Annotated in this window: 20 protein-coding genes; 6 read left to right on the top strand and 14 right to left on the bottom strand. The window is 28.5% G+C overall.

The genetic code is table 11. The features are described from left to right. The 4 genes from ACVHXK_RS04320 to ACVHXK_RS04335 all read right to left on the bottom strand — a co-directional run bounded on the left by ACVHXK_RS04320 (position 1) and on the right by ACVHXK_RS04335 (position 6,004). The gene (locus tag ACVHXK_RS04320; RefSeq protein ID WP_461205137.1) at positions 1-900 is read right to left on the bottom strand and encodes a carbohydrate ABC transporter permease; all 900 of its coding nucleotides are present in this window, start codon (positions 898-900) and stop codon (positions 1-3) included. Between the two features lie 90 nt (positions 901-990). Continuing rightward, positions 991-2,382, bottom strand: a complete 1,392-nt coding sequence (locus ACVHXK_RS04325; RefSeq protein ID WP_461205138.1) for an ABC transporter substrate-binding protein — start codon at positions 2,380-2,382, stop codon at positions 991-993. Positions 2,383-2,522: 140 nt separating this feature from the next. Next, positions 2,523-4,175: a response regulator transcription factor gene (locus tag ACVHXK_RS04330; RefSeq protein ID WP_461205139.1), complete on the bottom strand. Its 1,653-nt coding sequence runs from the start codon at positions 4,173-4,175 to the stop codon at positions 2,523-2,525. Positions 4,176-4,204: 29 nt separating this feature from the next. Further along, positions 4,205-6,004, bottom strand: a complete 1,800-nt coding sequence (locus ACVHXK_RS04335; protein ID WP_461205140.1) for a sensor histidine kinase — start codon at positions 6,002-6,004, stop codon at positions 4,205-4,207. 406 nt (positions 6,005-6,410) lie between these two features. On the opposite strand from ACVHXK_RS04335, the gene ACVHXK_RS04340 reads away from it, so the two are divergent. After that, positions 6,411-7,214, top strand: a complete 804-nt coding sequence (locus ACVHXK_RS04340) for a M55 family metallopeptidase (RefSeq protein ID WP_461205141.1) — start codon at positions 6,411-6,413, stop codon at positions 7,212-7,214. 251 nt (positions 7,215-7,465) lie between these two features. On the opposite strand, the gene ACVHXK_RS04345 is transcribed toward ACVHXK_RS04340, so the two are convergent. The 3 genes from ACVHXK_RS04345 to ACVHXK_RS04355 all read right to left on the bottom strand — a co-directional run bounded on the left by ACVHXK_RS04345 (position 7,466) and on the right by ACVHXK_RS04355 (position 9,564). Beyond that, positions 7,466-8,047 (bottom strand): DUF3867 family protein, encoded by a 582-nt coding sequence (locus ACVHXK_RS04345; protein ID WP_461205142.1) that lies wholly within the window; start codon positions 8,045-8,047, stop codon positions 7,466-7,468. Positions 8,048-8,166: 119 nt separating this feature from the next. Beyond that, positions 8,167-8,625: a threonine/serine exporter family protein gene (locus ACVHXK_RS04350; protein ID WP_461205143.1), complete on the bottom strand. Its 459-nt coding sequence runs from the start codon at positions 8,623-8,625 to the stop codon at positions 8,167-8,169. A 168-nt stretch (positions 8,626-8,793) separates the two neighbouring features. Beyond that, complete coding sequence (locus ACVHXK_RS04355) at positions 8,794-9,564, bottom strand: threonine/serine exporter family protein (RefSeq protein WP_461205144.1); 771 nt, start codon at positions 9,562-9,564, stop codon at positions 8,794-8,796. A 352-nt stretch (positions 9,565-9,916) separates the two neighbouring features. On the opposite strand from ACVHXK_RS04355, the gene ACVHXK_RS04360 reads away from it, so the two are divergent. Next, entirely contained in the window at positions 9,917-11,101 is a 1,185-nt protein-coding gene (locus ACVHXK_RS04360) for a CdaR family transcriptional regulator (protein WP_461205145.1), read from the top strand. A 147-nt stretch (positions 11,102-11,248) separates the two neighbouring features. Beyond that, positions 11,249-12,370 (top strand): glycerate kinase, encoded by a 1,122-nt coding sequence (locus ACVHXK_RS04365; protein WP_461205146.1) that lies wholly within the window; start codon positions 11,249-11,251, stop codon positions 12,368-12,370. 326 nt (positions 12,371-12,696) lie between these two features. Here the strand turns inward: ACVHXK_RS04365 and ACVHXK_RS04370 are convergent, their stop codons facing one another. Then, entirely contained in the window at positions 12,697-13,464 is a 768-nt protein-coding gene (locus tag ACVHXK_RS04370) for a nitroreductase family protein (protein ID WP_461205147.1), read from the bottom strand. A gap of 38 nt (positions 13,465-13,502) precedes the next feature. Then, positions 13,503-15,017 carry a Ppx/GppA phosphatase family protein gene (locus ACVHXK_RS04375; protein ID WP_461205148.1) on the bottom strand — a complete coding sequence of 505 codons (1,515 nt, stop codon included), beginning with the start codon at positions 15,015-15,017 and terminating at the stop codon, positions 13,503-13,505. Positions 15,018-15,248: 231 nt separating this feature from the next. On the opposite strand from ACVHXK_RS04375, the gene ACVHXK_RS04380 reads away from it, so the two are divergent. Beyond that, complete coding sequence (locus ACVHXK_RS04380; protein WP_461205149.1) at positions 15,249-16,784, top strand: Ppx/GppA phosphatase family protein; 1,536 nt, start codon at positions 15,249-15,251, stop codon at positions 16,782-16,784. A gap of 1 nt (position 16,785) precedes the next feature. After that, complete coding sequence (locus ACVHXK_RS04385) at positions 16,786-18,831, top strand: RNA degradosome polyphosphate kinase (RefSeq protein WP_461205150.1); 2,046 nt, start codon at positions 16,786-16,788, stop codon at positions 18,829-18,831. Between the two features lie 297 nt (positions 18,832-19,128). Here ACVHXK_RS04385 and ACVHXK_RS04390 read toward each other — a convergent pair whose 3' ends face one another. Beyond that, positions 19,129-19,665, bottom strand: coding sequence for a Gx transporter family protein (locus ACVHXK_RS04390; protein ID WP_461205151.1), 537 nt, complete (start codon positions 19,663-19,665; stop codon positions 19,129-19,131). A gap of 56 nt (positions 19,666-19,721) precedes the next feature. Beyond that, positions 19,722-20,105, bottom strand: a complete 384-nt coding sequence (locus ACVHXK_RS04395) for a NusG domain II-containing protein (RefSeq protein WP_461205152.1) — start codon at positions 20,103-20,105, stop codon at positions 19,722-19,724. A gap of 275 nt (positions 20,106-20,380) precedes the next feature. On the opposite strand from ACVHXK_RS04395, the gene ACVHXK_RS04400 reads away from it, so the two are divergent. After that, positions 20,381-21,430 (top strand): FAD:protein FMN transferase, encoded by a 1,050-nt coding sequence (locus ACVHXK_RS04400; protein WP_461205153.1) that lies wholly within the window; start codon positions 20,381-20,383, stop codon positions 21,428-21,430. A gap of 452 nt (positions 21,431-21,882) precedes the next feature. Here the strand turns inward: ACVHXK_RS04400 and ACVHXK_RS04405 are convergent, their stop codons facing one another. The 3 genes from ACVHXK_RS04405 to cdaA form a co-directional block, all read right to left on the bottom strand. Continuing rightward, the gene (locus ACVHXK_RS04405; RefSeq protein WP_461205154.1) at positions 21,883-23,490 is read right to left on the bottom strand and encodes an NAD(P)/FAD-dependent oxidoreductase; all 1,608 of its coding nucleotides are present in this window, start codon (positions 23,488-23,490) and stop codon (positions 21,883-21,885) included. Positions 23,491-23,580: 90 nt separating this feature from the next. After that, entirely contained in the window at positions 23,581-24,891 is a 1,311-nt protein-coding gene (locus ACVHXK_RS04410) for a CdaR family protein (RefSeq protein ID WP_461205155.1), read from the bottom strand. Continuing rightward, positions 24,864-25,709, bottom strand: a complete 846-nt coding sequence (gene cdaA / locus ACVHXK_RS04415) for a diadenylate cyclase CdaA (protein ID WP_461205156.1) — start codon at positions 25,707-25,709, stop codon at positions 24,864-24,866. Before cdaA ends, ACVHXK_RS04410 begins: the two co-directional genes overlap by 28 nt. Positions 25,710-25,773: the final 64 nt, after the last annotated feature.

Genomic DNA, 25,773 nt, shown 5'->3' on the forward strand with positions numbered 1-25,773 from the left:
TTAATGATTATCTTTCATTTTTTTAGATGATTGCAAATAAATTAGCGTAATTACACCTACAATAAGAGATGTTAAAAGAGCTACTGCAGTACCATATCCATATTCAACAGTTGACATATTAGTATCTGTTCCAAAGAAAATTCTGTATATCATTAAGAACATTACATCTGTTTCACCTGCTGGTCCACCACTGGTCATAATCATAATACTTTCAAATCCTTTTAGAGCTGTCATGATTGCTAACATTACAACCATCTGTGTTACTGGAGCCATCATCGGTACAGTTATATGAATTAGTTGTTTGAATTTACTAGCACCATCAATTGATGCACTTTCATATAGTTCACCCGGTATAGATTGAAGACCTGCCATAAAATAAATCATATAGTTTCCTATTGCACCCCAAATTGCAACAACAACAACTGTTTGCATAGCATGTTCCATACCAAGCCAGTTTACAGGCTGACTCACCAAATTAAATCTCATTAACAATTGATTTATAATACCATTGTAAGAATTGAATATAAAATAAAATACCATACTCATAACAGAAACACTCATTATAGTTGGCAAGAATATTGCCGCACGAAATAAATTTCTTCCTCTAAATTTAATATTAAGTAATACTGCCAATAAAAATGAAAGTGGTACTGTTATAATTAGTTTACCAAAAGCATACTGAAATGTATTAACAACAGCATTCCAATAATCTGGATCACGTGTAAATATTCTTATAAAGTTGTGTAAACCTACAAACTCTGCCTGTCCGAACCCAGAATAATCGAAAAAAATGTATCTTAATACCCAAAGCAATGGATATACAGTAAAAACAGTTAAAAAAACGATTCCAGGTATCATCATGAATGAAAGTTGATAATTCTGTCTTATTTTCTTTAACATAAATACTCCTTCTCTTTTCATATTTTTAGCACAAAAGGGCTAAATAATAATTTAGCCCTTTCACAAAAATTATTGCTATTTTAAGATCTTTTAGTCTGTTATTATAATTCTCTCAATTTCGCCTTTTTCTATGGCTTTATCATAAGCTTCATTATATCTTGTATTAAGATCTTCTATAGCTTCATCAATATCCATTGCACCTAGAATAACTGCAGTAAATTCTTCTGCGTAATCTTTACCTTCAGCAGTTAACCCATAGCTTGCACCATATCCAAATTGGAAAGGTGTAACATCCCAAAATTTATCAATGTCTGAATTATATTGGAATTCTTTTGCTCCTTTAACTGTAGGCTCAGCTGTTTTTGCAAGAACTGAATCTACAACTGAAAATCCAAGACCTTTATCATGATATCCCACTAAAACATCTTCGCTATACATATAATCAAGTAATTTCCATGCTGCATCTTTTACTTCAGATGTGCTGCTAATTCCTTGCCAGAAACCTGCTTTAGTAGCTCCAATCTTACCTTCACCTTCTGTTCCATCTATAATTGGAACTGGTGCTGCTGACCAATCAACTTCTGTTGGGAACTGACTATTATAAACTCCAACTTCCCAATGTGCTGAAATATATGATCCAATTTTTCCATCTGCAAACTGACTTCTTAAAGGGTCCATACTCAATCCTTCAACTCCAGGGAACATATAACCTTTATCATACATTTCTTTAAATGCTAAAATTATTGGTTTCATTGCTGAAAAATCATACTTACCTTCTTCGTAATTATATGGTTGCGCACCACTTGCTTCAGCTATTTTATCAATAGATCTGCTAAATGCACCAGCTGGAGTTTTTAAATTAATAGCAAACCCATACTGTCCATCTGCTTTTCCAGCCTCTGTCATTAATCTTGCATCTTCAACCATTTCACTTAATGTTTTTGGAGCTTCAGTTATACCAGCTTCAGCCATTAAGTCTTTGTTATATACAAGTCTAAATATGTTACCAATATTCGGCATACTATAAGTTTTGCCATCAACATAGTTACCAGAATCTACTTTAAGCAACTCTCCAAATCTTTCTCTATGTTCATCTGTAATGTAATCATCTATAGGTGCAATCATATCTCTTGTAACATAATATCTAGCATCGCTTTTCATAGAAAAAATATCTGGTGCTTGATTACTTTGAAATGAAAGTTCTAAGTTTTGTGCATAATTATCAGTTTGCACTACATATTCAACTTCAATATCAGGATTTTCTGCCATGAATTCGTCAATCTTTTCTTGCATATAATCTTTATCATGAACCTGATGAGTCCACCAAACTATTTTTGTTTTCTCTGTTACTTCATTTCCCTCTTTGTTTGAAGTATTTGCATTTGCATTTGATGTAGCATTATTGCCACATCCTACTAAGATACCCACTAAAATCATTAATGTTGTCATGATACTAGTTAATTTAAACCATTTACTTTTCATAAAATACCCCCTATTTAATTTATAAAACACATATTTAGATGTTATCGGTTTCACCAAGTAGTAAAAAAAATAAACATCGTTAATAACTGTTCTATAATATTAATTATAAATCATTGTCATTTTCTTTCAATGAGGCTCTTTTATGAACAAGGGGGGGGATTCTTATCATTGTTTTTTATAGCTTGTACGTATTGAGCTGGATTTTGTCCAACATGTTTTTTAAATAGTTCACTAAAATAACGTCTATCCGAATATCCAACCATATTTGCAACTTCATATATTTTATATTGACCATCAACTAAGAGTCCCTTAGCTTTTTTTATTCTGTAATTGATTAAGAATTCAATAAATGATTCTCCTACATATTCTTTAAATACTGCTGAGAAATAAGTCGGACTTATACAAATATAATTTGCAACCTTTTGCAATGATATGTTTGTATTATAGTATTTATAGATATATTCTTTGGCTTTATAAATATCCTTCTCCAATCGGCTCTTTTTTTCCTCTTGCATCAATTGACATATCATTGTTAAATTTTGTTTCATCCAATCTTTTATTCTATCGAGAGTTTTTAACTTATTAATCTCAACTAAATAGTCTAATTCCTTTGTACATCCGTACTTATCACTATCTGTGTATAAAATCTTTCGGTATACGCTTCCAATAAACTCTATCAATATATTTTTAAAAGCTTGTGGTGATAATTTTTTTTCTGATAATAAATCATTTAAATACTTCTCTACCAAAACATCAATTTGCTCAACCCGCCCAATTTTTATAGCAAATAATAATTCTTCCTCTACATTCATCGGATATTTAAATAGGCTTTTTGATCCCAACTCAATATCATCTATTGTGATAACACGATTACCCCCTAGATATAGTTTGTATGAAAGTATTTTTTGCGCATTTCTAAAAGAATAATAAATTTCTTCCATCGTCGGAGAAATATCTCCAATTGCAAGCGTAATAGTATTCTGTGAACAATTCTCTACTGTACTTCTTATAATCTCAGCTATCTTATATGCCTTATGAATATTTTCTTTTAGATTAATTTTTTTATCGCCATTTAACAAGATAATAATTTTATTTTGGTCATATCTAAAAACTTCACATTTACAAGTTCTACTTACATCTTCTCTAAGGGTATTTGCTACTTGATTTTTATATAATTCAAATTCTTCCATATAATTTTTATTATTAATCATATGTATATTATCCAGTTCTGCAATAATTATTATGATGTTTTCAGTTTCCAAATTTATACCTAAAAAATCAAATTTTTCTTTAATCTTAGATAAATCATCTTTTTTAGCACTACTGAGTAAATACTTAAAATATTTTTCTTTAAGTAACGGAAAACTCTCAACTAATTTATGATTTAATAAATCAATTTCTTCTTTGCTATTTCTTTCCTCGTCTAACTTAATTTTCGCCCTATTAACTGCCTCTTTAATTAAATTAATCCTTACAGGTTTTAATAAATATTCTTCAGCACCAAGTTTTATTGCCTGCTGTGCATAAGCAAAATCATCATATCCGCTTAGTAAAATAACTTTTATATTCATATCTAATTCTTTTATTCGCCTTGTTAATTCAATGCCATCCATTTTAGGCATCCTTATATCTGTAACCACAATATTATGTTTCTTTTCTTTTATAAGTTTTAATGCCTCTTCACCATTAAATGCTCTATCACACACTTCAAATCCTTGTTGATACCAATCTCCCATTTTCATAATGCCTTCTGTTATATCACGTTTATCATCAACTAAAATTAATTTATACATAATCATCCCCCCAATTATTTATTCAATAATCACATGATTTTTATCTTTGGTATTCTTATACTGATCATGGTTTCAACATAAGGTGTACTATGTATTGTAAACTCACACAATTCACCATAATGCAATTCTAATCTTTGAAATACATTTTTCAGTGCATACCCTTTATAATTTTTATCAATATGCTTAAAAGAGTCTAACATATTTTTATCAGAAAATCCGCAACCATTATCAATTACCTCTATACATACCTTGTCCAAATCCTGACTTACATTAATCTTTATAATACCTGTTTCATTCATTTCATTAAATCCATGCAAAATGCTATTTTCAACTAATGGTTGAAGTATAAGCTTAAGTGTTTCATATTCATATGCTTCTTCATTAATATTAAAATAATAATTGAATTTATCCTCATAAATAATCTTTTGAATAAGCAAATAGTTTTTAACATGCTGAACTTCCTTGTATACTGTTGTTACTTCCTTCCCTTTATTAAGCCCAATTCTAAATAAATCTGCTAAAGCTATTGCCATTTCTCCTACTTCTTCATTCCCCTTCATCATTGAACGCCAATAAATTGAATCCAAAGCATTATATAAAAAATGAGGATTAATTTGAGCTTGTAATGCCCTCATTTCAGCCTTTCTTTTTAATAATTGCTCTTCTTTTATGTGTTCATGTTCTAATTTCAATTCTCCAATCAAACTCTGAATTTTATCACTCATAGCATCAAAACTCCTGCCAAGTTCACCTATTTCATCATAGTATTTACTGTTAAACCTAATATTAAAATCTTCATTTGGTGCGCTCTCCATAATTCTCTGCAGCCGTTTCATAGGCTTTGTAATATTACCCGCCATAAATGTTGAAAATAGAAATGCGCTTATTAGAAGTATAAAGCCTGATATTAATGTAATAGCTTTAATAAAGCTAAGGTCTTTTAATATAATATCTTGTCTTTGAACACTAACCATTTTCCAATTATTTATATGAAAATCAGATATATTGATCAACATATTATATTTTTCTTTAAACATAAAGGACTTATTATTATCAATTTCATCTAATTTATTTAGAAAAGTTCTATCATAAAAAATATCTAAAAATTCATTTGTTTTATTTGTGAAAACTATCTTATTTTCCTCATCAATTATATATATTTCACCTTGAATCTTTCTGCCCATTTCTTCAATATATGATTCAAAAGTATCCTTACTGAGATCTAGTAAAAAAAATGAATTCTTTTTATCAATATTTGCTTTTTCATTATCAATAGTTATATTCATAATGACTGGTATTGAGCTACTTGAATGATCAGTGATATCTTCATTATTCCCCCAATAAACAAGCCCATTAGCTTGTTTATTTTTATATAAGTCTTTTATATACGATTCCTCTTCTCTCTTGAAACCTAAAAAAGAATCATAAAAATTTCCTCTAGGAGTAATAACTTGAATAGACTTTATATATTCATCTCTTGATTTTATCTGAGTTAATAGGGGTTGAATCCTTGAGTATTGAAGATTATAATCAACATCTTCATTATTAAAAATATCTATAAGACTTTCTGTAAAAGATTCTGTTGTTTGTAAAAAATGTATTTGAATCAATATACTTTTCAATTTTTCATCTAAATATTTTGTTGACTGCTGTAAAATCTCATTGACGTTATTGTTTACTTGGTGATCAATTACTTGTGCTGCCTCATAATACACAACCGTACCTATTGTAATTATTGAAAATATTAATACAAATAACCATATTATAGTTATTTTAAGATTCATTTGTAAATTCCGAAATTTATTATATATATGAGAAATTATTTTCATCTACAATCTCCTTTTATTTTAATTTACTATTTAGATATTTTACTTTATAAAACCTACATAAAATGTTTACACTTTTCCTTTATTCTACACTACAATATTTACCTTATAACTGTCAAACCATTAAAAAATCGAATGTTTTATTTTATAATAGAAACAGGAAAAAGCTAGCATGTAACTATACTCTTCATTTATCTTCTAAAATCATATATTCTTTTCAAGTATAAAGTAAATTTACACAAATTTTTTTTAATATAAATTTAATAAAACTTTTGATTTGCTAATATTTACTTAATTGTTTATAATTTTATAGAAGACCATAATTATACGAAAAAACTATATCAAAATTATTTTCTACATAATATTTAAAAATATCACATAAAAAAATAATTTTTTAAGGAGGAGTGAGATGAAAATATTTATAAGCGCAGATATCGAAGGTGTTACAGGCGTAACTCATTGGGATGAAACTGAAAAACCTAATGGAGATTATCCCCCTTTTGCTGAACAAATGACAAGAGAAGTATTAGCCGCATGTAGAGGTGCTCAACTATCTGGCGCTGAACAAATAGTTATAAAAGACGCTCACAGTTCTGGAAGAAATTTAATACACTCTTTGCTTCCAGAAGAGTCATTGCTAATAAAAGGTTGGAGTGGACATCCTTTTTCAATGGTACAAGAACTAGATAGTTCTTTTGATGCTGCAATGTTTATAGGATATCATTCTGGTTCTGGGTCTTCCGGTAGCCCTTTATGCCATACAATGCATGAACATAACATCAGCTATATAAAAATAAATGGAGAAGAAACAGACGAATTTTTACTTCACGCTTATGCCGCTGCTTATGTAGGTGTACCTGTTGTACTAGTAACTGGTGACAAAGAATTAAAAAACCACGTTAAAAAAATCAACCCCAATATTAAGACCGTTGCTGTTAAAGAAGGTATCGGCAATTCTACTATAAGTTTACATCCTGACATCGCAATAAGCAGAATTAAAAAAGCGGCTCAAAACTCATTAGATAAAGAACTACTGCAAAGTTGTTTGCTTAAAATTCCAGATGAATTCGATGTAATAATAGGTTACAGTAAACCTCATCTAGCTTATAAAGCATCCTTTTATCCTGGAGCACAAAAAGTATCCCCTACTGCTATAAGATTTGTCACTAATGATTATTTTGAAGTAATGAGAATGATGATGTTCTTAACGTAGTTTTAAAAGACAATTAAGAATACTAATATACAATGCACAATGCACAATGCACAATGCACAATGAACAATTGTGGATGATTTTCTTCCCTTTGGTCAGAAAATCTTTAATTAATTAATTAATTAATTAACTAGTTGCAGTAAATTATGAGGGGCAGTAGATAAATTTATGTAAACACAAACTTATCTACTGCCCCTTTTAATATTAACAATATGATAAAACGTAACCTTATATGAATTACTATCTTCATTTGTTAATATTGATAATTTATTTTATTTTCACAAATATTTATGTTTATAGACTCAATTTCCAATGATGCTTTATAAGAAACAAGTAAATCAGATAGTTCAGGATCTTGCAGATTAATTTTTCCTGCACTTATCAACGTAATACTTCCATCATTTAGAACGGCTTCCAAATTGTTTAAATCATTTTTTATATTATATGTAATTACTATCTTCTTTCCCATTTTTCCGTTGAACTTCTCTAAAAAATGAAATTCTCTTTCAATCTTTTTAATATCAATTTTACCTTGTATATTGTTCATGAATTGTGTATCCATACCCAAACTACCTAATTGTTTTTCTAAATCTTCAATGCTGAGTCCATACTGAAAAGCAAGTCTTTCCATAAGTTTCTTCTGAATATTATTAAATTTTTCCTCTGTTAAATTATTTTTATCTTTATACATATTAAATTTTTCAGTCATCTTCATTATATCAAAATCACTTGTCCCGACTGAATAAAAGATACTATATAGATACTGTTCAAATTTATCAACATCTTTATCCGTTACTCTATTCCTTAATTCGTTAAAATCTATAACATCACTCACCAAATCACCTCATTAGTTTAAATTTATTTATAAAACTGAATTTATATACTTAAATTATAGCCCTAAAGTTACTTTTTTTAATCAATTTTATCTAAAATTTTTGTGAATATTTTTTCTATTTACTCTTCTTTAATAATTACTACTTTTTTCTTTTCATTTAACACCTTAAAAAACGCTCTCGTAGCAGATGATATAAGAATAATTCCTGTAGCAATTGAACCCGCATTAATTAAAGTTTCCAATCCAGTATATGCCGCTTTTTCAATATTTCCAGAAATGAATTCTGACATAGTATAGTACATTCCATATCCAGGAACAAGTGGAATAATTGCAGACAAAGCAAAAATAGTAACTGGTTTTTTAAGTACTCTAGCCATTATTTCTGAATAAATTGATACCGCTGCAGAAGCTGCAAAAAGTGCTAAAGATACAGATAAATTTCCCTGTATACAAAACAAATAAACAATCCACCCTATGCCTCCTCCTAAAGATGCAAAAGCCAAATTTCTTCCTCTTATATTAAACACCCCCGCAAAACCAAGTGTAGATAAAGTCGCAAAAATAAAATCTATAAACATAATAACCACCCACTTTTTAAAACATAATTTGCAATGTGCAATTTGCAATTTGCAGTTTCCAGTTAACCCCTTCATAAGTCCTAATGAAATCTTTCAGTTTAATTGAAGATTTTGCGCAGCAAAATCATCCTTAATTGTACATTGTGCATTGTTCATTGTGCATTGTCATTAAATACTTCCTCCAAAAACTCCAATCCAAAGCTTCAATACTAATCCTGTCCCAATAGCAATAGCACCTGCTACTATAATTGCTTCAGCCATTCTTGATATTCCTGATACTAAATCTCCTGAAATTGTATCTCTAATAGCATTTGTTATTAATAGTCCAGGCACCAGTGGCATAATAGACCCTATAATTATAATATCCAAGTTATCTCCAAAATTAAAATTGACGCATATCAATGCAATTATTGCTATAAATGCTCCTCCAAAAATGTTCACAAAAAAATCATTAGTTTTTATTTCTGTAAGCAAAATAATAAAATATTTTAAGCTTATACCAATAAATCCAGCTACAAGAAAATCTGCAAATGTTCCTTTAAAAATTAAAGTAAAAAATGCCGAAGCCATACCCGTAAAGAACATAAGTATCCACCTATTATATGATGGCTGATTTTTTATTTCATTTAGCTTGATTTTCATTTCCTCTAATGTTATCTCATCACTACAAATTCTTCTAGATAACTCATTTACTGCAACTACATTTTCCAAATTTACTTTTCTTTCTTTTATCCTTTTAACTATAGAAGCCGTATCACCTTTTTTATCCCTAATTGATATAATTATTCCTGTCGGCATAACAAAACTTTCAGCTTCGTCTAATCCAAAAGCCATACAAATTCTACTTATTGTCTCTTCCACTCTATATGTTTCTGCCCCATTCTCTAAAATAATTTTACCTGCAAATGCTGCAACTTGTATTATATCACTATTATTCAATATAATTCCCCCATAAAATAATTTCCTATCCTATTATAGTTTCTGAGAAACTACTATACAACCCCAAAAATGATTATAGTATTTCTTTATTCATAATAACCAATTGATTTATTTTTCCTACTAATTTATAATAATCCTTAAAGAGCATCAATCCCTTTATCTAGGCATAATAATAGAATTTTTATTAACTTAATAAATTCAGCAATCATATAGTATATTATTCTTTATGCACAAATATTCTTCAATGAACAATTTTTAAAAAACAAAATAATCTTCCCATATTGTAAATTTTTTATTTCAAATTGTAAATTATCATTATCTTATTAAATATCACATAAAAAAGAGGGATACTATGCTATTAAAAAATGAAGATATGCAAAAAATTGTAGACAGAGTTATCGGAATAGTCGGTAAAAATATTAATATAATGGATAAAAACGGTATAATAATAGCTTCTGGCGACTTAGATAGATTAGGTTCTTACCATGAAGCTGCAAAACTTTCCGCTAATTCAAAAAAAACTATAACAATAACTAATACTAATATGAACTTATTCAAAGGTTGTAAGCCTGGTATAAATGTACCGATTTACCACGAAAATAAGGTGATTGGTGTTGTAGGTATTACCGGACAAGCAGCTCTAGTAGAAGGTTATGGCCAAATTGTTAAAGAATTAGTTGAACTACTAATTCAAGAAGAAGAAAGAAAAACTCTTGAAATCTATCATAAAAGAGCAATTAATTCTTTTATTAAAGAACTTATAAATAAAAATGCACCAGAAAATTTAGATGTTTTAAAGTGGAGATCTGAATATCTAAACTTCGACTATTCAGTAAATCGTTTCGTTATTATTGCTGATATTTCCAATTTCAACAATAATTTATCCAATAATTCTAAAAGAGATTTTACTTCTGAAATTGAAGTTCAAAAACTAAAACAAAATATTCTAGATACTATAAATATTTTTTTAGGCAATAATAATGATTTTGCTATTAATTTAAATAATGATCGATATATAATTCTAAAAAGTGCAAATATAGACATTAATGATTTTCTAATAAGGCTCAATAAACTTTTAAAAAGAAAATTCAATTTAATCTTTCATTTTTCAATTGGAGAAGAGTGCCTAGATACAAAAGATTACAGTAAATCTTTTAAAACAGCTAATAAACTAATAAACTTAGGTAAAAAAATGCATCCTAAAAATTTGATTTATGACAAAAATCAATACAAATTACATCTTTTTTATGATTCTATTTCAGAAGAATCAAAAAAAGATTTTCTTTCTACTTTCCCTCAGTTATTTAATGATAAACCAAAAGATAATATTATAAATATTTTAAAAACAGTGAAAATATATTTTGAAAATAAAATGAGCATAAAAGAAACTTCTGAAAAAATGTATATACATAGAAATACAATTATATATAGATTTAAAAAACTAAATGAAATCTATAATATTGATGTATCAGATTCCTACCAATGTATGCTTTTATATAATTGCATAATTTTAGCTGAACTTGAAGGAATGATATGACGTGCACAAATTCTTTCTATAATACTTAGTATTACTTGTACTCTATAACCATTTCACTTTTCCATAAATAATCTATAATTTAGTTATGACCAATATTTTTTTGTTTAGTACTTAAATTACATATAATAACAATAGCGAGGTGTTTTTATGAAAATAGTTATTGCACCAGATTCATTTAAAGGCAGTCTTACTGCTAAAGAAGTAGCTGACTGTATTGAATTTGGCATAAAGAAAATTAAACCAGACAGTGAAATAATTAAAATACCTATGGCCGATGGTGGTGAGGGTACAGTTCAGTCCTTAGTAGATTGTACAAAGGGAAAATTAATAAAATTAAAAGTAAATAACCCTTTATTCGAAAAAATCGAAGCAACTTACGGAATTTTAGGTGACAGTAAAACTGCCGTTATTGAAATGGCTGAAGCCTCTGGCCTCCCTTTATTAAAAAGAGAACAGAAAAACCCTCTAATCACATCAACCTATGGAACTGGTGAATTAATAAAGCACGCTCTAGACTCAGGTTGTAGAAATTTCATAATAGGTCTTGGTGGAAGTGCAACAAATGATGGAGGTGCTGGAATAGTACAATGTTTAGGTGGAAAACTACTAGATGAAAATGGTGATGATGTAAAACCTGGTGGTGGATCTCTTTCAAAAATAAAAACAATTGATTTATCAAATTTTGATAATCGAATAGCTGAATGTAATATAACCGTTGCATGCGATGTTGACAATCCTCTAATAGGCCCTAATGGAGCATCTCATGTTTTCGGTCCACAAAAGGGTGCAAACAAAGAAATGGTCAAGCAGCTAGATAAAAATTTAGAGCACTATGCTAATGTGATTAATAATACTTTAAACATAGATATAAAGAATATTCCTGGAGCAGGAGCTGCCGGTGGACTAGGTGGTGGATTATTAGCTTTTTTTGGTGCAGAACTTAAAAGAGGTATAGATATAGTAATAAACACAGTAGAACTTGAAAGTTATATCAAAGATGCTGATTTAGTATTCACTGGGGAAGGCATGATGGATTTTCAAACTCAATTTGGAAAAACTCCATTTGGTGTTGCTAAAGTTGCTTCAAAATATAATGTACCAGTTATTGGTATAGCTGGCACACTTGGAAAGGATATAGATATATTATATCAAAAGGGCTTTACGTCTCTTTTTTCTATAACTGATAAGCCTATGTCCTTAGATGATGCTATAAAGAATTCAAGGGAGTTAGTTTCAAATGTATCCGAAAGAATAATAAGACTATTCTAAATTTGAACGTGCTTTTTTAATAAAATTAAATAACCCACTAATTTTTATTATAATTCTCTACAAAAAAACATTTTGTTTTTTGTGATAAAATAACATAGTGGCTATTTTAAAGGCTTCCCACTGTTTTACTTAACAAAGACTAAACAAAGTTAACACAAAACTGTCACATTAGTTTTATATAATATAAATGAACAGTTAAACAAAAACAAATTTTTTCATGATACTCCCCCTAAAAATTGAAAAAATATATGACAAATGCAAAAATCGGTATAGACCGATTTTTGCATTTTTGCTTTATTTATTTTTTTCAATTATAATATATTTTTCTAATTAAATTCAATACTTCTAAAATAACTTTCTCCATTTTTTAGAAGCTCATTTACTTTTAACATTTCAATAGAATATCCCATTTCTCTAGAAGCCATCACAACGTGACACAAACCAATCCCCATATCCACTGAATTCATTTTTTTCATAAATTTTTTTAATAAGACATTATTAGGTTGTCTATAAAAATCCCATCTATTTTTAACCTTAACTACTTTCCAAGGCTGTGAATTTATAGAAGAAGGTGCATCCCTCAAAGCTTCAAGTATAAAAACCTCTTGCTCATTAGGATTTCCCTCTATAATTTCTTCTATAGAAATTCTCTTTCTTTTACTAATAGGTTTTAGTTCTTCTTCTGGATATCCTAAAGCAATCATTATACAAAATTTTTGATTAGAACTGATTTTAATTACTTTTCTTAGTTTTTCCTCATCTACGTTAGATCCTACCCAGCAAGTACCTATACCTTCTTTAGCAAGCTTCAATACTATCTGTTCGCCGTAGTATCCTACATTCTCTCTCCAACCATCTTGTTCTTTAGAGATAAAGAACATATAGTGAGGAGCCTTTATCTTAAAAAAACCTTTTAAAATTTTTCTTAAATCATCACTATCATCTACTAAAATAGCCTCCATTTCAATTTCAGGAAAAAGTTTTTCTGAGTTCGAAATAAAATCCAACACCTTATTTTTATCTTCATCTAAAAGGCATTGTTTTTTATATTTTCTAACAGATTTTCTTAATTGTATTCCTTTTACAATACTCATAACTACCTCCATTAACATTTAGCAAATGTTAAAAATTTCTAACCTTCCTCTAACTTAGTGATTAAAAGTGATTTTTCATAAATTTTATAAAATTCTTTTGAATAGGACATTGCATCATTAATCTCCAGTTCTCCATTATATGCAGTTTTAACAAAAATAGTTACTAATGTTTCTTCTTCAATACATTTCACATCACTAATTATACCTGAACCACTTCTATCAAAACTTTGTGCAATCTTCAAAAACAATGCAATTTTAGTTATTTTATCGATATCTTTTTTATTAATATTTTTATTATAAGTAGTTAAATTTATTTTCACATTGCTCCTACCAGAAGATGCCGCCAAAATTGCGCTTAAAATCAACTCTTTATGAGATAATCCATTAATCCCTGAGTTTAGTAGTGTATAAAAAGTATGCTTATAGGCTGCGTAAAAATTAATATTAACACCACAATCATGCAAAAGACACGCTGTTTTAATTATATTATCATAAGTATTATCTAGACCATGTAAATTCTCAAGTGAATCAAACATTCTTTTTGTTAATTCATAAACTTTAAAAGAATGTTTCTTGTTCAAATTATAATTATTCATCATATTTTGAAGTGAAAAATCCAATACATTATGGAAAGGTATTCTACCATTACAAATATATTCATGGATCAGTCCATCTCTTAGTCCTTTTCCACTTATAATTATTTTATCTAACTTACAATACTCAAGCACAGTACATATGGCACCTACCGCTGCTGGAAATATATCAGCTCTAGCTTCTGATAATCCTTTGATCCTCTTTCTTTGGGATACTGATTTTTCTTTAACATAATCAAGTACTTCAATTACATCACTATTTTTCATAGTATAATTATGAGATATGTTTAAACTATAATTATTTCTCTTTCTATGAATTTTACTGATATTTCTAATAGTTCCTCCAACCCCTATTAAAGTATCTACTTTTAAATCTTTTAACCAAGGAATCTCTTCTAAATATCTTTGTACATGCTTTTCTAATTTTTCTTGCTTATCTTTAGTCAATTTATAATCAATCAAAAACTCATTTGTTAAATTGATAGCTCCTATAGGTATGCTGATACTTTCTTCTATTTGCCTATTTTTTATTAACACAAATTCAGTACTTGCTCCCCCTATATCCATCAATAGACCATCTTTAAAATCCATAGTATTAATAACGCCAAAATAATCATAAAAAGCTTCTTCAGTGCCCTTTAAAACTTGAATCATAAGTCCAGTCTCACACATTATTACATCTAAGAAAAACTCCTTATTTTTTGCTCTACGCACTGCTTCTGTAGCAGTCGCCCTTATTTCATCAACTCCGTAAGATCTACATAAATCTAGAAACATTTTAAGAGTTTTAATAGCTACTAATATTCTTTCCTCTTTTAAATTTCCATATTCATCCATATCTCCTAATCTAGCAGCTTTTTTCAATTCATCTATTATTTTATATCTTTTCATTTTTTCAATTTCATATATAACAAGTGTTATAGAGTTAGATCCTATATCTATTATTCCTACTTTTTTCATTTACAAACACCTCAATCACTTATACAATACTAAACTAATTACATTTAATATACCATATAAACTACATAAATTAAATAAAAGAAAAAAATCACATATTTCGCCACCATTCTAAAAAAATAGCTTAAATTTAACACGAAGTTACTTTTTAAATTTACGATTTATGATAAAATATTATATAAATATAGATTATTTTAGCCTTTTACCACTAGTAAATAAATGAGGAAGTGTGCTATGTTAAGTAAAGATTATTATATACTTGCTGCTATAGATATAGGTTCAAATCTCATTAGAATGTCAATAGCCCAAGTAAATTTATCTGGAGAAATAACAATTCTAGAAGATTTACGTCACAATACCCAAATCGGTATAGACACTTTTTCCTATAATAAAATATCAGCCCCTACTATAAAAGAAACCTGTACCCTGTTAATGGGATTTAAAGAAATTATCAGTCAGTACGAAGTTGATGACTTTTGGGCAATATCAACAAGTGGAATAAGAGATGCAGAAAATAAAGATTATGTTCTCGAACAAATCAAATTGAAAACAAATATTATGATTGATATAATAAATGACTCTCAAGAAAACTTTTTAATCTACAAATCAATATATAATGAACTTATTAAAATTGACCAAATCAAGGAAAAAGGAGCTCTTATTGCCTATGTAGGAGCTGGTGGAATCGAAATTTCAATTTTCAACAATGGCAAACTTATTTTTTCCGACTATATAAGATTGGGATCTCTTAGACTTAAAGAACTACTTAATGAACTTAAAAATGACACTAATGATTTCACTAATATTATGGAAGAATATGTAGACAATATTTTATATCCTTTTTCTTGGATAGTTAAACGACGTAATTTAGGATATTTTATTGCCCTAGGTGGGACATCTAAAGACTTGTTATTTCGTAAATTTGAAAAGAAAACTTTATCTAGAGATGAATTCAAAGAATTTTACTTAAAAATTAAAAATTTCGATGAATTTCAGATTGAGAATCTCTACAATACAGACTCTAGTAATATTGAATTAGTGATACCTTCATTGGTTATTTACTATAAGCTACTTAATATGACTAAAGCTAACGAAGTTTATATCTCCTTAAATCACTCGTTAAGACTGGGTATGATAAGTGAAATGATCGACAAACTAAGTAATTCAAGAAGAAAAATAGCTCTCCAACAAGATATAATTTCCTCTGTAAGATTTATCGCAAGAAAATATAAGATTAATCATGCTCATTGCAGATATGTTGAAAGACAATCTCTCTATATTTTTGATAAAGTTAAAGATTATATGAATTTAAATGACAAGAGCAGATTGTACCTACAAATTGCAGCTATTCTTCATGATATTGGCACTTACATTAATTTATACAAAGAAGAAACCCATTGTTATAATATAATCAAGAATGAACATATTTTAGGTATTTCGGACAAAGAATATATAATAATTGCAAATATAGCGAAATATCATAATAAAGCTATTCCAAGTGAAAAAGATATTGACTATTCTCTTCTAAGTTTTGAAGATAAAATGCTAGTATCTAAGTTATCTTCAATTTTGAGACTTGCTAAGGCCCTTGATATTTCTCACAAACAAAAAATCACAAACATTAATATTCGTAAATTAGGAGATAATCTATATTTTGAAATAACTTCAAAATGTGATTATTTATTAGAAGAATGGGATTTTAAAGAAAAGTCTAGTTTTTTTCATGAAATCTCAGGACTAAAACCTATTTTAATTAGAAAGGAACTATAAAATGAAAATGGAATTCTTTAATCGCGAATTGAGTTGGCTTGAATTTAATGAAAGAGTTCTTCAAGAAGCCTTTAATAAAGCTAACCCTTTGTATGAAAGAGCAAAATTTTTATCAATAAGTTCTTCAAATTTAGATGAATTTTTCATGGTAAGAGTAGCTTCTTTAGGCGATCAAGTAAAAGCAGGTTTCGATAAAAAAGATCCTGCTGGTTTAACCGCTGAAGAACAACTAATTAAAATTAGTGAGAGAGTTCATATAATGATGGAAGATATTTACTCTTGTTATAATAATCTTTTATCCTCTATGAAAAAAGAAAATGTAATTTACAAAAATGAAAAAGATTTAAATAAAACAGAAGTAGAGTTTTTGAAAAGCTATTTTGAAAATGAAATATATCCAGTTCTAACCCCTATGGTTGTTGATAGTAGTAGGCCCTTCCCTTTAATACTTAACAAAAGCCTTAACATTGCTTCTATTTTAGAAAATGAAGATAAACAAACTTTTGCAACTATCCAAGTTCCTTCTGTGTTAGATAGGATAGTAAATCTACCATCAAAAGAAAAAGAAGGATTCAATTATATACTGTTAGAAGATATTATAAAAATGTTTATGGACAAATTATATATAGGCTATAAAATAACTAATACCTATTGTTATAAAATCACTAGAAATGCAGACCTCTCTATTGACGAAGAAGAAGCAGAAGATTTATTAACTGAGATCGAACAATCCTTAAAATTAAGAAAATGGGGAAGTGTTGTAAGATTAGAACTTGAAGAAAACTTTAATGAATCTCTACGACAAATTCTAGTAAATGAATTAGATATAAAAGAAGAGGATATTTATATTAGCAAAGGAGCTCTAAACCCTTCTTATATGATGAAACTAGGTTCTTATGATAAAAGAAAAGAATTTAATTTTGATAAATTCAAACCAATTTATCATAAAGCATTAAAATCGAAAAATTTATTTAAAGCAATAAAAAAGGGTGATATACTGCTCCACCATCCTTATGAATCTTTTGATCCAGTAATTGAACTGGTAAAGAAAGCTGCTAAAGATCCTAATGTACTTGCTATAAAACAAACTCTATACAGAGTTTCTGGTAATTCTCCTATTGTAGCTGCACTAGCAGAAGCAGCTGAGAACGGTAAACAAGTTACTGTTCTTTTAGAAATAAAAGCACGATTTGATGAAGAAAACAATATTATTTGGGGTAAAAGACTTGAAAAATCCGGTTGTCATGTCATTTATGGCTTAGTTGGATTAAAAACTCATAGTAAAATTCTTTTAATTGTAAGAAAAGAAGAAGATGGTATCAAAAGATATGTCCATTTAGGAACAGGAAATTACAATGATGTAACTGCTAAACTTTATACCGATATGGGCTTGCTTACTTGCAAACCACAATTTGGTAGTGATGCCTCTGCTATTTTTAACATGTTATCTGGTTATTCTAAACTATTTAAGCTCCACAAAATAGATGTTGCCCCTTTAACTCTTAGAAATAAATTTTACACACTTATAGAAAGAGAAATGAAATACGCAAATGAAGGTAAAAAAGCGCACATTATTGCAAAAATGAACTCATTAACTGATGAAGAAATGATTAAAAAATTGTACGAAGCAAACAAAACAGGTGTTAAAATCGACCTTATCATAAGAGGAGTTTGTTGTTTAAAACCTGGTATAGTAGGAATGAGTGAAAATATTACTGTTAGGAGTATAATAGGCAGATTTTTAGAACATAGTAGAATTTTTTACTTTTACAACAACGGCAAAGAAGATATGTACCTTACATCAGCTGATTGGATGCGAAGAAATCTAACTAGAAGAGTAGAATTAATGTTTCCAATAGAATCTAAGGATAACAAAGCTAAACTAAAGAATTATCTTGAGGTATTCTTAAACGATAACGTTAAGGTAAGAATTCTAAGACCAGATGGTAAATATTATAATTCTGATGAAGTTGCCTGTGATTCTTTAGCCGAACCACTTAATTCACAGGAATATTTTCAAAAACTAGCTTTAAAACTAAATAGCTAGTTATAAAAGAAAATTCATAATTTACAATGCACAATGCACAATGCACAATTATTGATGATTTTCTTCCCTTTGGTCAGAAAATCTTTATTTAATAAAACCAAATTAACCAAAGCTCAATGATACTCTGTTATTAAGCTTTGGTTTTATTTATATAACTTTGTTTATATTTAATTATTTATATTTATTAATCTTTTAATCTTTTAATAAATTAAAGAGATTTTTTAGCTCCGCTAAAAAATCTCTTCCTTAATTGTGCATTGTGCATTGTGCATTGTGCATTATTATTATGCTCTTTCATTATCTAAAATATTTAACTCTATTAAGTGCTTTCACAAGATAAACAACACATATCCCAACAAATATACCTGTCCCTACTCCTGTTAGTGTCAAGAAAGGAAGATAATATACTATTCTAAAATTATGTATAATAATTCCTGCCATAAGTAATTGACCTAAATTATGAGTAACACCACCTACTACACTTACACTAATTGTACTGACTTTATCTTTTGCATATCTAACCATCATAAACATTACTAAAAAACTTAACATTGCTCCCGAAAAACTATATAAAAATGACGACATTGACCCTATCAAAAAAGCTGTTAAGAAAGTTCTTAAGATAACTAATAATAATGATTCTTTAAAGTTAAATAAATAAATCGACGTTAATGTAACAATATTCGCTAGTCCTAGTTTAGCTCCTGGTATCATAAAATTCAACGGTATCATTCTTTCAATTATGCTTAATACCAAAGCTTGTGCCACCAATAGGGCTATAAAAACTATTTTTGTAGTTTTAGTCATTTTATTTTTATTTTCTATTCTATCCATAGTAATTCCCCTTTTTTCAAACTTTAAGTCTCATGTTTTTCATTCATGTAAAGCAATTAACTAGAAATATCATCTACTTCTGGAACTGCCTCGCCTACAATTTCAACATATACTTTATTAGGTAGACATACAACCCTATTACCAACTTTATTTATAAACCCTGTTTTTACACAAACTTGGTCTGGGCAATCTGCTTTGTGCATTTCCACTCCATAATTATATACATGTATTTCATTTTGTCCATAAGAAGTATCTAATTCAATTATTTGCTCTTCTTCTGTTAAAAGAACTTTTTTATATATTTCTCCATCCAAGTAGATTACTGCATATAACTCTTCACTATTTTTATTCCTTTCATTGGCCACAATATTGTATATCCCAATTGTAACTATAGAAACAATGATTAATATTGAAATTATTACTATATCTATTTTTTTCACTTTTACCTCCTATTTCCTCTGTTATATAATTAAAATACATCTTAACTAAATAAATTCTAAAATTCCTTAGAAAACTACTTTTTTGTAATTATAGCTAAATATATTATAATGCAAAAAACAAATTATTCACAGATATATAATATTAGTTTATAATTATACCTGAATTGTATTTTAATTTAAAGTTTTTATTTGAAAGATTTATTTTTAATACATAAATTTTGTGCTTAATTAAATACAAATTAAAATTCAAAAAAGTTCTAAGAAAGGTGACGCTAATGACTAAACAAAACAAATTTTTTCTAATAATCTCACTATTAATAATTTTATCATCTGTTTTTCTATCAGCATGTAGTAATAAAAATACAAGTGAATTAACAACTCCAATATCATCTAGTGGTTTCTTTTTAGGCACTGTTATTGATATCAATATCTATAACGACGTGGATGAAGAAATATTTGACAATGTATTTTCTATATTAGAAAATATAGAAAATAAAATGAGTATCAACCTAGAAGAAAGTGAAGTAATTGATATAAATAATAATGCCGGAAATTCTTTTGTCAAAGTTTCTGATGAAACATTTTATGTAATACAAAAAGGTTACTATTATTCTGAACTATCAAAAGGCAATTTTGATATTTCTATAGGGCCTCTAGTTAAACTTTGGGGTATAGGAAGTGAAGATGCAAAAGTACCGACTGATGAAGAAATAGATGCTACTTTAAAAAATGTAAATTATAAAAATGTATTAATTGATGAAGAAAATTCTTCAATAAAACTTGAAAATGAAAATATGATACTTGACCTAGGTGCAATAGCAAAAGGCTATGCTGCTGATGTTATTGCAACCTATTTAAAGGACCACGATGTAGACAGTGCAATAATTAATCTAGGTGGTAATGTCTATGCATTAGGGTCTAAAGCTGGTGAAGATTGGTCTCTTGGAATTCAAAATCCTTTTGATTCAAGAGGTTCTTACTTCGGTATTCTAAAAGTCATAGATAAAACAGTTGTAACTTCAGGAATTTACGAAAGATACTTCGAAGAAAACGGAGTTAGATATCACCATATTTTAAGTCCCTATACTGGATATCCTATTAATAATTCATTAGTTAGCGTATCTATTATTACTGATAACTCTATTGATGCAGACGCCTTATCTACGACTACTTTTTCCCTTGGTCTTGAAGAGGGTCTTATATTAATAGAAACACTAGAAGATACAGAAGCTATTTTTGTAGACGAAGACTATAATGTCTATACAACTAGTGGACTTAAAGATAATTTCACTATCACTGATAATGATTTCAAACTAGCAAACTAGCTTTCAAGCCAATGCACATTGACAATGCACAATGCACAATGCACAATTATGGATGATTTTCTTCCCTTTGGTCAGAAAATCTTTAATTAATATATATAATAACAAACTAAATCATTCACAATAACTACAAAACATTGTTTTTATTATCATAAAATTATAACTAATTATTAAAACATTAGTATAAATATAAACAATATTTTAACCCATAGTCTAATAAATAAAGCAGTAGATAACTTTGTATAAAAACAAACCTATCTACTGCTCTCTGTTTTATTTCTTAACTACTTATTCTCTCATTGTTAATTTTAATCTCTTATTATTCTATCCTTTTATTGTTATTCATTATTATTCTTTTATTATTTTATTATTACTTTTTTTATTCTTTTAATTATTTCAAAGATTTTGCGCCAACAAAATCCTCCACAATTGTGCATTGTGCATTGTGCATTAAATTATAATGGTCTATATTCCTTAACAAGGTTTTCTGCAATTTTAATTCCATCTACAGCAGCGGACATTATCCCACCTGCATAACCTGCTCCCTCACCTGCTGGATACAAGCCCTTTATAGATATACTTTCACCCATTTCATTTCTATTAATTCTAACAGGAGCTGAAGTCCTCGTCTCTATTCCTGTCATTACAACATCATGGGCCGCAAAACCTTTAATTTTTCTATCAAAATTTAATAATCCATCTTTAATTGTATCAATTACATAATCCGGAAGACAATTTCTCATATCAGCAAATTCGTATCCAGGCTTATATGTTGGTTTAACGCTTCCTACTTTAGTACTTTTCTTATCCTGAAGGAAATCCCCAACTAACTGAACAGGTGCCTTATAATTTGCCCCACCACATTTATATGCCAATTCTTCATAATGTCTTTGAAATTCTATTCCGCTTAATGGTGAATTACTTTCAAAATCATTTTCTCCAACGCCCACAACTATAGCAGAGTTAGCATTTTTACCATTTCTATTATGATAGCTCATTCCATTTACAACTAATCGATTTTCTTCAGAAGAAGCTCCTACAACATATCCTCCAGGGCACATACAAAAACTATATAGAGAACGATTAGTTACTTTGCTATTATAAGTAAGTTTATAATCAGCTTCTCGTAGCTTTGGATGATTTGCATATTTTCCATATTGATTTTCATTGATTAATCTCTGTTTATGTTCCATCCTAACGCCAATTGCAAAAGGCTTGGGAGTCATCATTATTCCTCTATTGAATAACATTTCATATGTATCTCTAGCGCTATGACCAATTGCCAAGATTAAATTCTCACATTGAAGTTCTTCGTCATTTACAATTATACTTTTTATTTTATTATCCTTTATTTTTATATCTTGTAATTTACTATTAAATCTTATCTCTCCACCTAAATTTATTATTTCTTTTCTTATATTCTTTACAACTTCTTTTAAGATATCTGTTCCTATATGTGGTTTACCTAAATATTTTATCTCTTCTGGAGCTCCATATTCAACAAATTGATCTAATACAAAATTACATCTTTTATCTTTAATTCTAGTAGTAAGCTTACCATCAGAAAATGTGCCTGCGCCACCCTCTCCAAATTGAACATTGGAGTTTAAATTAAGTTGCCCACTCTTCCAGAACAAATCAATTTCTTTTGTCCTATCATCTACAGATGACCCTCTTTCAATTACTATTGGTTTATAACCCTGTTTCGCTAAAAAAAGAGCACAGAACATTCCTGCTGGTCCCATACCAATAATAATAGGTCTTTGATTTAATTTCTTATCTCCAACTTCAATAATTTCATTTTGTATTTTATCCACAAGTTTAATACTATTGACCTTTGCTTTATCCACAATTGCCTTCTCTTTATTAATTTTATCAATATTTACTTCAACAGTATATTTTAACTTAATGTCATTTTTCTTTCTAGCATCTATAGATTCTCTTATAACCTTTAAATCCTTTATATTATCTTTACTTACTTTTAGTTTTTTAGCTGCATAAACTTTTAATTCATCTATTGTTTCATCTATCCCTAGAGATATATCGCTAATTTTAATTGTCATTTCTTCCTCCTAAAGATGGTATAGTTATAGTTCACAGTGCATTTTTCATAATTTAAAAAGGCTTTAAAAACTAAAGAAAATCAGCCACAATTACTGTGTTGAAATATTAGTATTATCCTGTGTACTATCATCTGTACTATTATTAGTATTATTTTGTGTGTTATTTTGTGCATCTGTCTGCGTTTCTTTTTCTGATTTTGAAATTACTGCTTTTATAAAACTAACATTCTGTGCTATAAGACTTACCCCTTCTGGAAGTTCAAACTTAACAGGAACTTCATACTCTCCTTCGGTTAAATTACCAAAATCCATATATCCAACTATATCTTTTTCCTCAAGGTCTTCTACTATACTAGAGGCTCCTGATATAATAATCGATACATTAGTATTTTGAGTGTTTTCTTCCAAACCTTCCTCTAAATTCTTAATTTCAAGTAGTATTGTAATATTTTTTTCAATTACCTTCTCTAAGGTAAACTCAACATTTACTAATTCACTTTCTTCAATAAGTTCTATTCCTTCAGGAATTTTCAATTTAGCAGATATAATTTGGGAATCTTGAGAAATTTCATTTAAGTTAATTCCCTCTGTTTCTAAACTTGTAATATTATCAATATCCGTTTCATTACCTGCAATAGTAACCACTTCTTTCTGGGTTGAAATCTCCTTTAATATATAACCAGTTTTAATATTACCTTCTGTTATTACATTTATTTTAACTTCTTTTGTCTTTTTAATAGGCACTTGTACCTCTACTATCTTAGGTTCTATATCAATATCTTCAACTTCATTACCAATAGCATCTAATGCTTTTACAGGTAATGAAAGTGTAATATCACTTGTAGCATCTGCCTTATTAATATCCACAGTAACAGTTTCTACTTTATCCACATAATCTGCAGCACCGGATATAGTAATACTTTTAGGCTCAACTATTGTATCAAACTCATAATAACCTTCCCCTACATCTCCACTGCTATTTATAACTATCGGCAAAGTTTTTTCAGCTAATTTATCTACATTAATCTCAACCCAAAGTGAAGTATCATTTAATATATTCACTTCATTTGGTGACTGTAATACTTCCACCGGAATATTTTGAGAACCTTTTTTCAAGATATACTCACTTAAGTTTGCTATTAAATCAAAATCTTCAGCACCAATAGAAAATATCTTTGAAGGTGTACCAGAAACCTTAAGAGATATACTCATCTCTTGATTAGGTGATAATATAAGTGATGTGTCAGCTAATGACTCTTCATTAATTATCCTTACAGGTATATTTTTTATTGTTCTTGTTTGAATTGTATTACTCTCGTTTGATACATATAGCCATAATACAATAGCGGCTAGTATACATCCTATTTTAATTATTAAACTTCTTTTTTTATCTTCAGCCATGATATCACCTTATCTTTATATGAAAGTTTTTTATCTCTTCTATATTGTATAATCTTAATAAGAATTGCTCTTAATTTTTCTTCCGTATAATCTCTAGTTAATTTACCATTAACCGTCAATGATATAACTCCTGTTTCTTCTGATACAATTATTATAAGAGCATCAGATACCTCTGAAATTCCAAGTGCTGCCCTATGTCTTGTTCCTAGCTTTTTACTTATTGATGCATCTTTACTAAGTGGTAGTAAACATCCACAAGAAGCTATCCTAGCATTTTTAATTATAACAGCGCCATCATGAAGAGGTGTATTTTCCACAAATATATTTTCTAATAACGAAGAAGAAATTTCTGCATCCACGGAAATTCCAGTCTCCCTAATATCATTCAGTCCAGTAGCTTGCTCTATTACAATCAAAGCACCTGTTTTCGTTTTCGCTAACTCATCTACTGCATTGGTAATCTCAGTTATCATTTTAATAATTGTCTCATCATCTTGAAAAATATGTCTATCATTAAAAGCGCTTCTTCCTATATGCTCTAATGCCTTTCTAATTTCTGGCTGGAATATGATAACTAAAGATAAAACTCCAATTGTTAGTGTTTTACTTAAAATCCAATTAAGGACCTTTAAATTTAGCAAACTACTAACTGGAATCAATAATATAATTAACATGATACCCTTTAATAATTGTTCTGCCCTAGTTTCTTTCATTAACATATATACTTTATAGAAAATAAAAGCTACAACTATAATATCTAAAATAGAATAAATATTTATGGATTGTATTGTATTTAAAACTAAATTTATAAGTTCCATATGCTCACCTCAATGCAGTTCATTGTAATTACAATTATACACTATAAAATAATTATTTTAATCA

The organism is Clostridium sp. DL1XJH146, from assembly GCF_054819755.1.